The sequence below is a fragment of the Rhizorhapis suberifaciens genome, assembly GCF_014200045.1.
In the GTDB taxonomy this organism is placed as follows: Bacteria; Pseudomonadota; Alphaproteobacteria; order Sphingomonadales; family Sphingomonadaceae; genus Rhizorhapis; species Rhizorhapis suberifaciens.
In genome coordinates this window covers 56475-69986 of sequence record NZ_JACHOV010000011.1, presented here as the reverse complement: position 1 = coordinate 69986, position 13512 = coordinate 56475, and the positions used below count along the sequence as shown (strand labels likewise).

Below are 13512 nucleotides of genomic sequence, written 5' to 3'. Positions count from 1 at the left end.
TTTATAGCTGAGGCGTTCCAGCCGTTGCCTCACGCCCCTGTTCGCGATGGATAAACCCCAGATAGCCGGAAACCGCTGCGATCAATCCATGCAGCCAGACATCATTGCCATAGAGCGGGATCAGACCAAAGGTCGTATACAAATTGCCGGCATCGATAAGACCCATGATCGCCAGCAAAGCGTAGATGACTGCCACTGACCGGAAATAAAAACGGGAAGCACCAAAGCTTGCCGAAGCAACAAGTGCCCACAGGCCGAAAATAAGGTGAACAATGTTGTGGAGAATATTGACCGGGAATAACCCTAACAGCATTCCCATAGATGCGTTCATGATGACGTCGGGATGCGAATGCGTCGGCGCAAGTGCAGGGATGAAGCCAGCGACGCCTACGATCAAGAATATGGCGCCAAATATACGCGCGAAAACACGAAGAGTCATAGTTGCCTCCATCACCCCTCGCCACCGTCGCAACCAACCGTGCGGCGATCAGTTCCGTGTCTTCACAGCGGCCAAAATGGGGGTCCGAAACGGAGGCCCTCGAACAAATCAGAGTTCGCAAGGCCGGACAGCCGCCCTAGCTTATGCAAGGAAAGCCAAGCGGGCGGTTAAGGCGTTCAAATGGTGGTGCCCCTGGCCGGACTCGAACCAGCACTCCTTGCGGAACTCGATTTTGAGTCGAGCGCGTCTACCAATTTCACCACAGGGGCAGCAAGTTGCAAGCCGCGGCTCTAGCGAAGCTTGAGGCCACTGGCAACCTGTGCTGAGGTTCGCGCGTAAAATTTGCAAATGAAACGCGGCCGGGTTGCGGTGGCACATTAAGCGGCTATATTTGCGATCGCGTGCAGCCAATATAATACTCTAGCCGATAAAGGTTGCTTTTTGACCGTTCCATCGACCACGTTCATTCTCTTCGGCGCGACCGGAGATTTAGCTCATCGCATGATCTTTCCGTCCCTTTATAATCTTATGGGCGACGGTTTGCTTCCTCAGGATTTCCTGATCGTCGCATCCGGCCGTTCTGAAATGGACGACGACGCGTTCCGACAGGACATCGACAAAACGCTGAAGAAGTTTCTTGCCGACGACCTCTACAATCGCGAGCGAGCCGCGAAGTTCGTCGACAGAATAATCTACTGTCCCGTCAGCATCGGCAATGACGCCCAGTTCGCTGCGCTCGCCGAGCGCGTGGAGGGGCGGGAGGAAAAGGGCTTTGCCATTTACCTTTCCACGCCGCCGTCGCTCTTCGCTCCGACCGCTCAGGCATTGCAAAAGGCCGGACTGACCGGTCCGAAGAGCCGCATCGCGATGGAAAAACCCATCGGTCAGGACCTCCCCTCCTCGCATGAAGTCAATGAAGCCATGGCGGCGATCTTCGATGAGGACCGCATCTTTCGCGTGGACCATTATCTTGGCAAGGAAACGGTCCAAAATCTGTTGGCCCTCCGATTTGGCAACATGCTGTTCGAGCCGCTCTGGAACAGCACGGCGATCGACCATGTGCAGATTACAGTGGCGGAAACCGTTGGCCTGGAGGGCCGCGTCTCTTATTATGACGGGGTCGGCGCACTAAAGGACATGGTGCAGAACCATTTGCTTCAACTGCTGGCACTGGTCGCAATGGAACCTCCCGCGCGGATCGATGCAACGGCCGTACGCGACGAAAAGGTGAAAGTGCTGCGATGCCTTCGCCCCTTGGATGCGAAAAGCGTGCTCAGCCATAGCGTAAAGGGGCAATACGGTCCCGGCGCGGTCAATGGCGAAATCGTGGTCGGCTATGCCGATGAGCTGAAGAAGGAATCCGACACCGAAACCTTTGTGGCGCTAAAGGCTTTTGTGGACAATTGGCGGTGGAAAGGCGTGCCTTTCTACATTCGCACCGGCAAGAGATTGCCCAGCCGCCAATCCGAAATCATGATCCAGTTCAAGGAAGTGCCGCATTCGATCTTCAGCGGCAGGGGCAAGGGGTTAGAGCCCAACACGCTCGTCATTCGCCTGCAACCGGAAGAGAATATCCGACTGCTCATCATGGCCAAACAGCCTGGGCTCGACCGCGAAGGGGTGGAATTAAGGGAAGTGGGTCTTGACGTCAGCCTGGATGCAGCCTTCGCAAAGACGCGGCGGCGTATCGCATATGAACGGCTGATCCTCGATCTGTTGGAGGGCGATCCCACCTTGTTCGTTCGCGCCGATGAGGTCGAAGCGGCTTGGAGCTGGATCGACAGCATTCATAATGGCTGGTCCGAGGCCGAGATGAAGTCCGCCAAATATGCAGCCGGGAACTGGGGACCATCCTCGGCCATTGCTCTCATAGAACGGGATGGAGCAAGCTGGCATGACTGACCTTCATTCGACCGTCGCGGCGGTCACCGAACGGATCGTAAAGCGCAGCGCCCCGAGCCGCGCAAAATATCTCGACCTCATCAAACGCGGGCGGGACGCAGGAACCAATCGTGGCAAGCTGTCCTGTGGCAATTTGGCCCATGGCTTTGCCGCGACCGGCGAGGACAAGGCCACGATCAAGTCGGGCACAGCCATGAATATCGGCATTGTCACGGCCTTTAACGACATGCTTTCGGCACATCAGCCCTATGGCCGCTATCCCGAGGCCATCAAGATTGCGGCGCGGGAGGTGGGCGCTACTGCCCAGGTGGCGGGCGGCGTCCCTGCCATGTGCGACGGGGTGACGCAGGGTCAGGCGGGAATGGACCTCTCGCTGTTCAGCCGTGACAATATCGCGATGGGGACGGCCATCGCCTTGTCCCACGCCATGTTCGAAGGCACGCTGCTGCTCGGCATTTGCGACAAGATCGTGCCTGGTCTCCTGATCGGCGCGCTGCGATTTGGCCATCTCCCGGCCATCCTGGTGCCGGGCGGGCCTATGCCGACGGGTCTTCCGAATAAGGAAAAGGTCCGTGTGCGGCAGCTCTATGCCGAAGGCAAGGCGAGCGAAACCGAGCTGCTGGAGGCGGAAAGCCAATCCTATCATGGCGCGGGCACCTGCACCTTCTACGGCACGGCCAATTCCAACCAGATGATGATGGAAGTGATGGGCCTGCACATGCCGGCCGCCGCCTTCGTCAATCCGAACACGAAGCTGCGCACCGAATTGACACGCGCGGCGGTGCACCGCCTGGCGTCCATAGGTTGGGACGGCGATGACTATCGTCCCCTGGGCCTGTGCGTGGATGAAAAGGCGATCGTCAACGCAATTATCGGCCTGCTTGCGACGGGAGGCTCCACAAACCACGCGATCCATGTGCCAGCGATCGCCCGCGCCGCTGGCATCAGTGTCGATTGGACGGACTTTTCCGAACTTTCAGCCGCGGTGCCTTTGCTCGCTCGTGTCTATCCGAACGGATCAGGAGACGTGAACCATTTCCATGCAGCAGGCGGCATCGGATGGATCATCAGCGAACTGCTGGACGCCGGTCTGCTCCATAAGGACATCATGACGGTCGCTCGGGCCGATCTCGGCGGCTATGCCGTGGAACCGGTCCTGGAAAATGACGCGCTGGCCTGGAAAGCAATGCCTGATGAACCGCGCGATTATTCCATGCTGCGTCCCGCGTCCGATCCGTTCCAGCCCGACGGCGGCATGAAGCTGCTGGAAGGCAATCTCGGTCGCTGCGTTATCAAAACCAGCGCCGTCGATCAGTCCCGATGGACCATCGAAGCTTCCGCGCGCGTGTTTTCAACACAGGAAGAGGTGTTGAAAGCTTTCAAGGCCGGGGAACTTGACCGCGATGTGATTGTCGTCGTCCGCTTTCAGGGTCCTCGCGCCAATGGCATGCCTGAACTTCATAAACTGACGCCCGCCTTGGGCGTGCTGCAGGACAGGGGCTATCGAGTCGCGCTGCTGACCGACGGGCGCATGTCCGGAGCAAGCGGCAAGGTGCCTGCCGCCATTCATTTGTCGCCCGAGGCGCTCGGGGGGGGGCCCATCGCCAAGTTGCGGGACGGGGATATGGTCCGCGTCTGTGCCAACAGCGGAATTGTCAGCGCCCTGGTGGATGAACAGGAATGGGAGGCACGAGCGAACACGCCAGCTCCGCCTCCGCCCTATGACACCGGTCGCGAACTCTTTGCACTGTTCCGGCAGCACAGCGACACGGCCGAGAAAGGCGCATCAGCTATGCTGGCGGCGATGGACGCCGAGCTGTGAAAGAAATTATTGCTGTAGACGTCGGCGGCACCAACGCCCGTTTTGCGCGCGCCACCCTCGACGGCAAGGGCGTGCCCCAGTTGGGAACCGTGCGCAAGTACAAGGTCAGCGACCATGTCAGCCTGGCGGAGACCTGGGCCGCCTTTGCCAAGGATGAGCAAAAGGATGGCGCAAAGGACCTTCCCAAGTCCGCCTGCATCGCTTTTGCCACGGCGATTGGCAGGGATGTCATCAAGCTGACGAACAGTAGCTGGGTCATTATGCCCGACACGCTCAGGAATGATTTGGGGCTCGATCATCTGCGCCTCATCAATGATTTCGAGGCGGTCGCCCATGCCGTATCAAAGCTGCCTAGCCAAAATCTTCCATTGCTGTTCGGTGAAGACCGCCCCTTCCCCACACATGGCGCAGTGACCATCCTTGGGCCTGGAACCGGCTTGGGCGTCGGCATGATCGCCTATGATGAAGCTGTGCCTCATGTGGTCGCCACCGAAGGCGGCCATCTGGATTTCGCTCCCCTGGACGCATTGGAAATACGGCTGCTCGACTATCTTCGTCAAAAGTTCATTCGTGTCTCTACCGAGCGGATCGTTTCCGGGCCGGGATTAAACAATATTTATCAGGCGCTGGCGGTACAGAATCACAAAAAAATCCAGTTATTATCCGATGCCGACCTTTGGGCGGCAGCGCTGGACGGCAGCATTCCACTGGCACGCGCGGCGCTGGACCGGCTGTGCCTGTCTTACGGTTCGGTTGCCGGCGACCTGGCGCTGGCGCAAGGGCCAAAAGCGGTAGTGCTGGCCGGCGGTCTTACCCAGCGGATGCGGGACCATTTGCTCGCCAGCGGTTTTCACGCTCGCTTCAAAGCCAAAGGCCGGTTTGAAAGCCTGATGGCGACCATTCCCATTCGCCTTGCCGTTCATGAAGAAATCGGCCTTTTCGGGGCCGCCGCCGCATTCCGGGAGACAAGGAAATGAGCCTTACCGTCCAAGAAGTCATGGAATTGGCGCCGGTAATCCCGGTACTGGTGATTGATCGGGTTGAGGATGCCCAACCCATTGCACAAGCGCTGGTCGCTGGTGGCCTGCCCGCGCTGGAAGTCACCCTTCGTACGCCGGTGGCCATGGAAGTTATGCGGGAGATGGCCAAGGTCCCGGGCGCCATTGTGGGGGCGGGAACGGTACTCAATCCGGCTCAACTCGATAGGGCGCTGGATGCAGGAGCCCAGTTCATCGTCAGCCCCGGTCTCACCGAACCACTGGGCAAGGCTGCTATCGCAAGCGGGGTCGCTTTTCTGCCGGGAACCGCGACCGCCGGAGACATTATGCGAGGGATGGACATGGGCCTATCCCATTTCAAATTTTTTCCGGCTGAAACTTCAGGCGGGCTCCCTGCGCTGAAGGCCCTGGCGGCACCCTTCAATATGGTGCACTTTTGCCCGACAGGCGGAATCAAGGCGGAAACGGCTCCCGCGTGGCTGGCCGAACCGGCGGTAAAATGCGTCGGGGGAAGCTGGCTTGTCCCCAAAGGGCCGGTCGATGCCATCAAGATCGAAATGCTGGCGCGAGAGGCGGCCTCTTTTTCCTGTTAGGGCACGATCATAGGATGCCTCACCCCCGTTCGTGTCGAGCGAAGTCGAGACGCATTCAACCAAGGATAATGCAACATCATCCAATAGCCGACCAGGCCTCGGCAATCTCGTTGATGATGTGGCGGGCCTCATGCATTTCCGCAGCTGAGCGCGACTGAAGGCCGGCCACGATCAACCGGCGCGCTTCGCGGTAGATCTGCGCGAGGCCAAGGGCAACCTGCCCGCCCTTTTCAAAGTCCAGGCTGCTTTCCAGAGCGTGCAGGAGCGAAAGGGCGCGCGCCTGCTTGTCCGAGCATTTGGCGCGATCGCCATTGCGTTCGAAAAGGATCGAGGCGTCAATCGCGAGCAACAGCTCGTCGAACAAGATTTTCACCAGCTGGTGCGGGTTTGCGCCCTCGACGCGGCTGCCGGTATCCACCGCTGCGTAACGCCGACTGGCAGCGCCGCTATATCCGCTTCCAAAGTACATCGTCTTCTTGCCCTCTTTTCTTAATCGTCGGAGCTGTTCCACATCTTGATTTGCTGCTCCAGATAGTTCTGGCTTGCTTTCAAGGTGGCCAGTTTGGTGTCCATGGCGGAGAAGGTAGCGGAGAGCCGCTCCTCATAATTGGCCATGGATTCCTCAAATCTTTCCTGCTCGGCTTCTATCTTTTCCCTCACGGCTTCATACCGTTTCTTGGCGGCTACGAGCATACCGCTATTTCTCTCGTCGTTGGGATCAACGTTCTGCAACCGCGTCTTTATCGCTTCCAGGGCGCCGGCGAGGCCAGGGTTACTGGCATCCTGCGTGAAAGGATTGATCATCGCAGTCACGGCAGCGGCATTGTCATCCAATGCTTTATCGAGCGCAGCCGCGTCGATTTTCAGCGTGCCCTCTTTGGTGGTTTGCACGCCAATTTGTGCGAGCGTCGTAAAAGTGCCGCTCGCTGCCAGTGGCGTTGACGTCAACTTGCTGAGCATGCCTTTCATTTGGCGGATGCTATAGTCGCTCGCCAGAATACCGCCTTTGGTTTCGCTGGTGCCGGCGACCGTCAGCGCGCTGAGGGACTTCCAAAGACCGTTATAGGCATCGACAAATTCTCCGACCAGTCCGCGCATCGATTTGGTGGGCTGTTCTTCGGAAATGGTAATGGTGGAGCCGGGTATTGCCTTCATGAGATCAATGGTGACATTCGGTATCGCATCCACGATCGTGTTGCTGGCAAAGCTGGTTTCCACGCCATCCAGAACGATGGTGGCGTTCTGCGCCGGGCGTACCTGGGTAAGACCTCCCGTGGACGTGAACCGCTGCAGGTCCGCATCGGCATCACCGCTATCGGAAAGCGTGAAGGCTTCACTGCCCCCAACCCCGCCCTTAAGCACCAGCCTAGCGCCGCTGCTGTCCGTAACCACCGTGGCGGTGACACCGGCGTCGGCATCGTTGATGGCCGTTGCGAGGCCAGCGAGCGTGTTGTTGTTGCTGTCTATGGTGATGGCATAGCTGCCGGATGAGGTGGCAAGGGTCAATGTGCCGATACCCACCGCGGTCCCGCTGTTGGCCAGCGTCGTGGACTTCAGCACCTGCGAAGTGGCGAGCGCCTTTACTTCCAGTGCGATGGGCAGGTTCGACAGATCGCCTTCCTGGGTCAGTTTGACCGCCGCAATGCTGCTGTCGCTGGAGGCGGGGTTGCCCGAATAGCTGCTGTCGGCCAGCAGTTCGGAAAGCGCCTTTGAGAAAGTGTCCAACGCTCCTGATGCATTGGCCAAGGCGGAAATTTGCGCACTGACCAACGATTCCCGCGCTGAAAGCACCTGTTCCTTGGGACCACGCACGGCAGACACCAGGCCGCTCACGATGCTCGCGCTATCGATGCCATAGCCGAGCCCCAGTGCGGAGGTAATACCTGATGAAACCGATGTAACCATGCCTTGTCCCTTCAAAAGCATAGAACGGCAGCAGCCGGGATAATTTTAGGTGGAATAGTTTTAGGACTGTGTCTGCGCGAGCGAACCTTTGACCAAGCCACTTTCCACATTGGCTTGGGCGGCCATGGCGAGAATGGCGGAGGCGCGGATGGATTCAGCGATCTGGATCGCGCGTTCCACCACATCCCGGCTGGCGGGCGGCAGAGGAATGATGATCGTGGGGCGAGGCAGCAAGGTAGCAATCTGCGCTTCCAGGGCATCGGAATCGGTGGCGGCCGCATCGGTGAGGCCATCCACTTCCGAAAGCAGTGCCGCAATCTTGGCTTGGGCGTCAGCCACTTCGGCGGCGCTGGAGAGCTGCGCGTCGCCGGTCGAATTGCTGACCGGACCAGCGCGGGCCCTGTCTCTTTGTGAAGACATCTGGCCGGAACCCTGAGCTTCAGACACGGGCTTTCCTGTCCGTTCCAGCATAGGGGAAGGATGAAGATTGTTACTGCCGGGGAGAAAATCGTTCATGTGCCAATCCTAAACTCTGCCCCGTTACGCAAGGACGGACGGATCCAGCAAAAGTTTAGAGAAAAATTTCGGGCTTAGTTGGTCTTCCGCCCGTCGGCATCGAAATGGAGATCGTCTGGGACCGTGATATGCGGCCGATCCATCTCGCTTGCCATACGGTTTTCCACTCTGAAGACAAAAGCCAGAACCGTCGCCACAGCCATATAGAGCTGCTCATTAATCGCCTGCCCCGCCCGCGACGTATAGTATATCGCGCGGGCGAGTTCGGGATATTGCATCAGCGGCACGCCCTTTTCATTGGCAAGCTCGCGGATGGCCAGCGCCGTATCGCCCCGTCCGCGGGCAACCACCACCGGCACGCTGTCTTCGCCCAGGCGGTAGCGCAGCGCCACCGAGAAATGCGTCGGGTTGGTGATTACCACCGAAGCTTCGCTGATAGCTGTGCGCGCGGAACGATTGAGCAACTCATATTGGCGGCGGCGGACAGCGCCCTTGAGTTCAGGGGAGCCCTCGGTTTCCTTATGTTCTTCTTTCAATTCCTGCTTCGACATGTTGAGCCGCTTCGAACGCTGGAGCATTTGAGCGGGGATGTCGATCCCGGCTATCAGGAACAGGGCGCCTGCCATGATAAGACAGGAGATCACGAACAGGCTGCCGACTTCCACCAGTGCCGGGCGGATACCGGACTGGCCCATCTGAACGATGGCCTCCAACCGGTCCCAGATCACCCAGAAACCCACGGCGCCCAGCAGCACTACCTTGGCCACCGATTTCATCAACTCGACCAGCCCCTGAAGCCCGAACATGCGTTTGAGGCCATTTAAGGGATTGAGTTTTTCGGGCTTGGGAGCGAAGGCGCTGGCGCGGAAGCCGAGCGAACCCAGCATTGCAGGCGCGGCAATGGCGGCGATCAGCGTCGCTACCATGATCCCGCCGATCGGCAGGACAACCAGGCCCAGCAATTCATAGGCGCGCGTCGCAGGCGTGAAGTTGAGCACGTCCTTCTGATCGAAGCGTAATCCCTGGGTAAGCATTTGCGCCATTGCTTCGACAATCGCCGGCCCGGCAATCGCAATCCAGACCATCCCCGCCATGACTACCAGCGCTGTAGCAAGCTCTTTTGACTGGAGGACGTCACCCTTTTGCGCCGCATCGCGCAAACGCTTCTGGGTTGGCTTTTCGGTCTTTTCACCGCCACCTGACGACCCTTCAGCCACCGCGTCCCTCCGCAATGGATTGGGCGTGGTCGAGACCAAGTCGCAGCGCTTCGGTGATGGCGTCGCTCATCACAGGAGCAGCCATGGCAAGCAGTACCAGCCCGCAAATGATCGCGGCAGGCATGCCAACGGAGAACAGATTAAGCGAAGGAGCAGAGCGCGCGAGCATCGCCATGACAAGCTGGATGAGGATAAGCGCGAACCCGACCGGAAGAGCGATAGTCAGTCCCGCGCCGAACAGCGTACCGCCGAACATAACCAGGCTGTAAATCGCGTCGTTTGACATCATGACTCCGGGCGGAATCGCTTGATAGCTTTTAACGATAAAGCCGATCAACATCAGGTGCCCGTCCATCGCGAGCAGCAAGAATGTGGCGAGAACGGACAGGAAGGTCCCAATCACTGGGCTCGATTGGCCGCTTTGCGGGTCGGACATGCTGGCAAAGCCAAGGCCCATGGCGTTGCTGATAACTTCGCCGGCGACAAAGGCAGCCGAATAGCCGATTTGCAGCGCAAAACCCATGGCCAGACCGGCAAGCACCTCTCCTGCTACCAGCATTATGCCCTGAAATGTGGCGATACCGCCTTGGGGTATAGTGATAGTGACGCTGTTGAGGGCGGCCATGCCGAGCGCCAAGGAAAGGATGAGGCGAAGCTGCACCGGCACGGAGCGCGTGCCGTAAATGGGAGCCGCAAGAAAGGCCGCGCCCGGACGGATCATGGCGACGAGCCACAGCCAGAGCTGAGCCTCTACCCCCGCCAGGCCCGGCGCGATCATAACCCCCGCAGCCTCACTGCAGAAGTTCCGGAATGCGGCTGAAAATCTCGCGAGTGAAATCCGCCACCAGCAGCATGATCGATCCGCCGAACAGCGCCAGCATCAGGGCGACGATGATAAGTTTGGGAACGAAGCTGAGCGTCGCTTCATTGATCGAGGTCGCAGCCTGGATCATGCCCAGGACCACGCCGGCAATCAGCGCCGGTATGAGGATCGGGGCGGTCGCAAGCGCGGTAATATAAAGCGCCTGCTGGGCAATGCCGATGAAGAAATCGGAGTTTTCCATGGCTCACTCAGCATCCTGCTCCTGCGAAAGCAGGAACGCATAAATGGGGAAAGGATAGCTCATGTCACGAACGACCCGGCAAGAGAGCCCATAGTCAGCGCCCACCCATCCACCAGTACGAACAGCAGCAGCTTGAAGGGCATGGAGATGATCGTCGGCGACAGCATCATCATGCCCAAGGCCATCAGCGTCGATGCTACGACAAGATCAATGATTAGGAAGGGTAGGAAAATGAGAAAGCCGATCTGAAACGCGGTCTTCAACTCGCTGGTCACAAAGGCCGGAAGCAGGATCGAGAAAGGAATATCCTTTGGGGTGGCAAAGGGTTTTGCCTCGGCGAGGTCGGAAAAGAGCTTCAGGTCGGTTTCGCGCGTCTGCTTCGTCATGAAACCATGCAGAACATTGCCCGAGCGCGCTATCGCTTCCTCGATCGGGATCTGGCCCGCGCCATAAGGGTCCATCGCCTGATTGTTGATCGCATCGACCGCCGGACGCATGACAAAGAGCGACAGGAATAGCGCAAGCCCCACCAGCACCTGGTTCGGTGGCGTCTGCTGCAACCCCAGGGCCTGCCGAAGCAGCGACAGCACAATGATGATGCGCGTGAAGCTGGTCATCATCAGGACGAGCGACGGCAGCACCGTCAGCAAGCTCATGAGGATGAGTATCTGCAGGCTCAGCGACAGCGGGCGGCCATCGCCTGACACGTCGGAAAGCGCCTTGGTCAGCGCGCCTGAACTGTCGGGAGTGGATTGCGCGAAAGCCGGGGTCGCAAAGAGAAGGAAGATAACAAGGACAGCAATGGTTGCGGCAGCCAAGCCAAAGTTAATTCGTCTTTCCCGCGAAGGCGGGAACCCGTCTCCTGACCATTCACAAGGCGGAGGAGACAAGAGGTGCCCCCCCGCCTTCGCAAGAATGACGAATGAAGCGGGGACAAACATTCCCCTACTCCGCATCGCTGCTTTCCGCGATCTTATCGATGCGGCCGCGCGTTACCGACAGCAGGAAGCGCTTGCCCTCAAATTCCACGACGGCCAGCTTGCCGACAGTACCCATGGGGATCGCATCGATTAGCTTTACCGCCCGGTCCTGCTGGCCCAGCATCAAGCCGGGCTGATATTTGCGCCAGAGCCAGAGCGCCCCGAATGCCATGCCACCCACAAGCGGCAGCAGGATCAAAAGCTTCACAAAGTACCAAAACATCAGGCGCGCCGCTCAATCCCGGCCATGCGCGCCTCGGCAGTCGCGACTTCGACGACGCGAATGCCATAGCGGCCATTGACGGTCACCACCTCACCCTTGGCGATGAGGGTGCCGTTCACCATGATGTCGAGCAGTTCGTCGGCCTGCCGGTCAAGCTCCACCACGCTGCCCTCGGCGAGATCCAGCACTTCGGCCAGCTTCAACGATGTGGACCCGACCTCCACCGACATGCGGACCGGAATATCGGCAAGCAGGCGAAAGTTGCGGCTTCCCGGAAGGGTGCCGATCGCGTCCTCGATACGTGGTGCGTCGCTCATGTCACTCATCATTCGGTCCCCTCAGACAATTTCTCGATCATGAAAGCGGCGCGCCCCTCTTTTTCCCCAATTGTTCCATGGGCGAAAACCTTGTTCCCGACAAGTAGGGGTACGCTGCGATTTATCTGCACCGGGATGACATCGCCCGGTTCAAGCTGCATCAATTGCGATAATGACAGGCTAGGCCGCGCGAGCACGCTGCGCGCCGGAAAGCTGACATGGTTGACCTGCCGCCCCAGCCGTTCGCGCCAGGCGGGGTCGCTGATCTTCAGTTCGTCATGCACCTTGGTCCCCATCAGCGATTCAACGCCGCGAAGAGCGGCCAAGGGATAGACGAATTCAATGGGCCATACATCTTCGCGGCCCAGCGTCACATCAAAGCGCTGCACGACCACTTGCTCGTCTTCACTGGCGACCGTCACATAATTGATATTGGTTTCCCGGCCGATCAGCGTGGCGTCAACCGCGTGAGTTTCCGCCCAGGATTCGACGAGCCTGTCGATCAGACTGGTGGTGAATTTGCCGAGCATCCGTTCCTCGGTCGGCGTGAATTCCTTGCGGTTGAAGGGCAGACGCGCCCCGGTTCCACCGTAAAAGCTGTCGACCAGAGCGGCGACCATGTCCGCATCGACACGCAAAAGGGCCGCACCTTTTAGCGGGTGCAGCCGATACATGCTGAGGCTGACGAAGTCGGGCACGAAGAGCGACCAGTCGGAAAAACGGAAAACCGAAACCGCCTCTCCTGTCACATGCGGCTTTACGCCCAGCATGGGTTCCAGCAAGGATCGTATCCGGCGAACCATCCGTTCGCCGATCCGGTCCATGCCGGACAGCACCACCGGCGGCTGCGGCTCGGACTGCCCGAATTTGTAGGGAATTACGTCATCCATAAACTGCTTGGTCCCCCGCGGGCGGATGCCCGCGCGAGCTCATTGAATAACGAAATTGGTAAAATAAACGTTATCAACTCCCCCAAACCCCGTTTTTTCCACAAGAATTTTGTTAATAGCGGCCTTTAGTTCCTTCTGCAGCGCTTCCTTGCCCTGCGGCGTGGACAATATCATTTCGTCCTGATCGGCAATATGCATCAGCACCGTCGAGCGCACGGCAATTTCATGCTGCTTGATGCTTTCCAGCAGACGGCTGTCATAATAGGTCGCGATTGCCAGCGAAATCTGCGCGAAGGAACCGCTATCCTTCAGGTTCGATGTGAACGGCGCTTCGATTTGATAGTAGGTGGCCTGGTAATTGGCGGCGTCTTTAGGGCTTGAGCCATCGCCGTCCACCGTACCGATGACGGGTTCGGCCTTTTCGCCTTCTTTAGCGGGCTCAGCCCCTTCCCCCTTCAATACGAGCTTTGGCCTGTCAGGGTCTTCGGTCTCCGCATGCGCCGTGCCGCCCAGCATTCCAGCAGCGAAAAAGCCGCCTGCCGCGCCGGCGCTGCCCAAAATCAGGACCAGCACAGCAATGATAACCCATTTCCTGGCTTTGCCCTTTTTACGGGGCGATTTGTCGTCGCTCACTTTGTATCTCCCG

16 protein-coding genes and 1 tRNA gene are annotated in these 13512 nt (G+C 58.8%); 4 read left to right on the top strand and 13 right to left on the bottom strand.

The features are described 5' to 3' along the window. Position 1 precedes the first annotated feature (1 nt). Complete coding sequence (locus HNQ99_RS13785) at positions 2–439, bottom strand: DUF4383 domain-containing protein (protein WP_221232701.1); 438 nt, start codon at positions 437–439, stop codon at positions 2–4. 184 nt (positions 440–623) lie between these two features. Next, positions 624–708, bottom strand: a tRNA-Leu gene (locus HNQ99_RS13780). A 172-nt stretch (positions 709–880) separates the two neighbouring features. Between HNQ99_RS13780 and zwf the strand changes: the two genes are divergently transcribed. Genes zwf through eda form a run of 4 tightly spaced genes read left to right on the top strand, consistent with a single transcriptional unit; the run spans position 881 to position 5754 of the window. After that, entirely contained in the window at positions 881–2341 is a 1461-nt protein-coding gene (gene zwf, locus HNQ99_RS13775; RefSeq protein ID WP_184476637.1) for a glucose-6-phosphate dehydrogenase, read from the top strand. Next, positions 2334–4163 carry a phosphogluconate dehydratase gene (edd, locus tag HNQ99_RS13770; RefSeq protein ID WP_184476635.1) on the top strand — a complete coding sequence of 610 codons (1830 nt, stop codon included), beginning with the start codon at positions 2334–2336 and terminating at the stop codon, positions 4161–4163. Before zwf ends, edd begins: the two co-directional genes overlap by 8 nt. Continuing rightward, positions 4160–5140: a glucokinase gene (gene glk, locus HNQ99_RS13765; protein ID WP_184476633.1), complete on the top strand. Its 981-nt coding sequence runs from the start codon at positions 4160–4162 to the stop codon at positions 5138–5140. Before edd ends, glk begins: the two co-directional genes overlap by 4 nt. Continuing rightward, entirely contained in the window at positions 5137–5754 is a 618-nt protein-coding gene (eda, locus tag HNQ99_RS13760; protein WP_184476631.1) for a bifunctional 4-hydroxy-2-oxoglutarate aldolase/2-dehydro-3-deoxy-phosphogluconate aldolase, read from the top strand. Before glk ends, eda begins: the two co-directional genes overlap by 4 nt. Before the next feature lie 76 nt (positions 5755–5830). Here eda and HNQ99_RS13755 read toward each other — a convergent pair whose 3' ends face one another. The 11 genes from HNQ99_RS13755 to HNQ99_RS13705 all read right to left on the bottom strand — a co-directional run bounded on the left by HNQ99_RS13755 (position 5831) and on the right by HNQ99_RS13705 (position 13499). Continuing rightward, positions 5831–6223 (bottom strand): flagellar export chaperone FliS, encoded by a 393-nt coding sequence (locus tag HNQ99_RS13755; protein ID WP_184476629.1) that lies wholly within the window; start codon positions 6221–6223, stop codon positions 5831–5833. Between the two features lie 20 nt (positions 6224–6243). Further along, positions 6244–7659, bottom strand: a complete 1416-nt coding sequence (gene fliD / locus HNQ99_RS13750) for a flagellar filament capping protein FliD (RefSeq protein ID WP_184476627.1) — start codon at positions 7657–7659, stop codon at positions 6244–6246. 60 nt (positions 7660–7719) lie between these two features. Then, the gene (locus tag HNQ99_RS13745; RefSeq protein WP_184476624.1) at positions 7720–8175 is read right to left on the bottom strand and encodes a hypothetical protein; all 456 of its coding nucleotides are present in this window, start codon (positions 8173–8175) and stop codon (positions 7720–7722) included. 74 nt (positions 8176–8249) lie between these two features. Next, positions 8250–9392 (bottom strand): EscU/YscU/HrcU family type III secretion system export apparatus switch protein, encoded by a 1143-nt coding sequence (locus HNQ99_RS13740; RefSeq protein WP_184476622.1) that lies wholly within the window; start codon positions 9390–9392, stop codon positions 8250–8252. Beyond that, positions 9385–10170 (bottom strand): flagellar biosynthetic protein FliR, encoded by a 786-nt coding sequence (gene fliR, locus HNQ99_RS13735; RefSeq protein WP_184476620.1) that lies wholly within the window; start codon positions 10168–10170, stop codon positions 9385–9387. Before fliR ends, HNQ99_RS13740 begins: the two co-directional genes overlap by 8 nt. A 13-nt stretch (positions 10171–10183) precedes the next feature. Then, positions 10184–10456, bottom strand: coding sequence for a flagellar biosynthetic protein FliQ (locus HNQ99_RS13730; protein WP_184476618.1), 273 nt, complete (start codon positions 10454–10456; stop codon positions 10184–10186). A 59-nt stretch (positions 10457–10515) separates the two neighbouring features. Then, positions 10516–11274, bottom strand: coding sequence for a flagellar type III secretion system pore protein FliP (fliP, locus tag HNQ99_RS13725; RefSeq protein ID WP_246414961.1), 759 nt, complete (start codon positions 11272–11274; stop codon positions 10516–10518). A gap of 127 nt (positions 11275–11401) precedes the next feature. Continuing rightward, positions 11402–11659: a FliO/MopB family protein gene (locus HNQ99_RS13720; protein WP_184476614.1), complete on the bottom strand. Its 258-nt coding sequence runs from the start codon at positions 11657–11659 to the stop codon at positions 11402–11404. After that, a complete protein-coding gene (gene fliN / locus HNQ99_RS13715; protein WP_184476613.1) occupies positions 11659–11985 on the bottom strand; it encodes a flagellar motor switch protein FliN in 327 nt (108 codons plus the stop codon). Before fliN ends, HNQ99_RS13720 begins: the two co-directional genes overlap by 1 nt. After that, positions 11985–12866, bottom strand: a complete 882-nt coding sequence (locus tag HNQ99_RS13710; protein WP_184476611.1) for a flagellar motor switch protein FliM — start codon at positions 12864–12866, stop codon at positions 11985–11987. Before HNQ99_RS13710 ends, fliN begins: the two co-directional genes overlap by 1 nt. Before the next feature lie 39 nt (positions 12867–12905). Next, on the bottom strand, positions 12906–13499 hold the full coding sequence (locus tag HNQ99_RS13705) for a flagellar basal body-associated FliL family protein (protein ID WP_184476609.1): 594 nt from the start codon (positions 13497–13499) through the stop codon (positions 12906–12908). Between the last annotated feature and the right edge of the window lie 13 nt (positions 13500–13512).

Bases quoted from the DNA above. Each gene is read 5' to 3' on its own strand.
- HNQ99_RS13730 (WP_184476618.1), bottom strand. From the start codon at position 10,456: ATGGAAAACTCCGATTTCTTCATCGGCATTGCCCAGCAGGCGCTTTAT.
- HNQ99_RS13720 (WP_184476614.1), bottom strand. From the start codon at position 11,659: ATGTTTTGGTACTTTGTGAAGCTTTTGATCCTGCTGCCGCTTGTGGGT.
- HNQ99_RS13710 (WP_184476611.1), bottom strand. From the start codon at position 12,866: ATGGATGACGTAATTCCCTACAAATTCGGGCAGTCCGAGCCGCAGCCG.
- eda (WP_184476631.1), top strand. From the start codon at position 5,137: ATGAGCCTTACCGTCCAAGAAGTCATGGAATTGGCGCCGGTAATCCCG.
- fliR (WP_184476620.1), bottom strand. From the start codon at position 10,170: ATGATCGCGCCGGGCCTGGCGGGGGTAGAGGCTCAGCTCTGGCTGTGG.
- fliD (WP_184476627.1), bottom strand. From the start codon at position 7,659: ATGGTTACATCGGTTTCATCAGGTATTACCTCCGCACTGGGGCTCGGC.
- HNQ99_RS13755 (WP_184476629.1), bottom strand. From the start codon at position 6,223: ATGTACTTTGGAAGCGGATATAGCGGCGCTGCCAGTCGGCGTTACGCA.
- HNQ99_RS13745 (WP_184476624.1), bottom strand. From the start codon at position 8,175: ATGAACGATTTTCTCCCCGGCAGTAACAATCTTCATCCTTCCCCTATG.
- edd (WP_184476635.1), top strand. From the start codon at position 2,334: ATGACTGACCTTCATTCGACCGTCGCGGCGGTCACCGAACGGATCGTA.
- fliN (WP_184476613.1), bottom strand. From the start codon at position 11,985: ATGAGTGACATGAGCGACGCACCACGTATCGAGGACGCGATCGGCACC.
- HNQ99_RS13785 (WP_221232701.1), bottom strand. From the start codon at position 439: ATGACTCTTCGTGTTTTCGCGCGTATATTTGGCGCCATATTCTTGATC.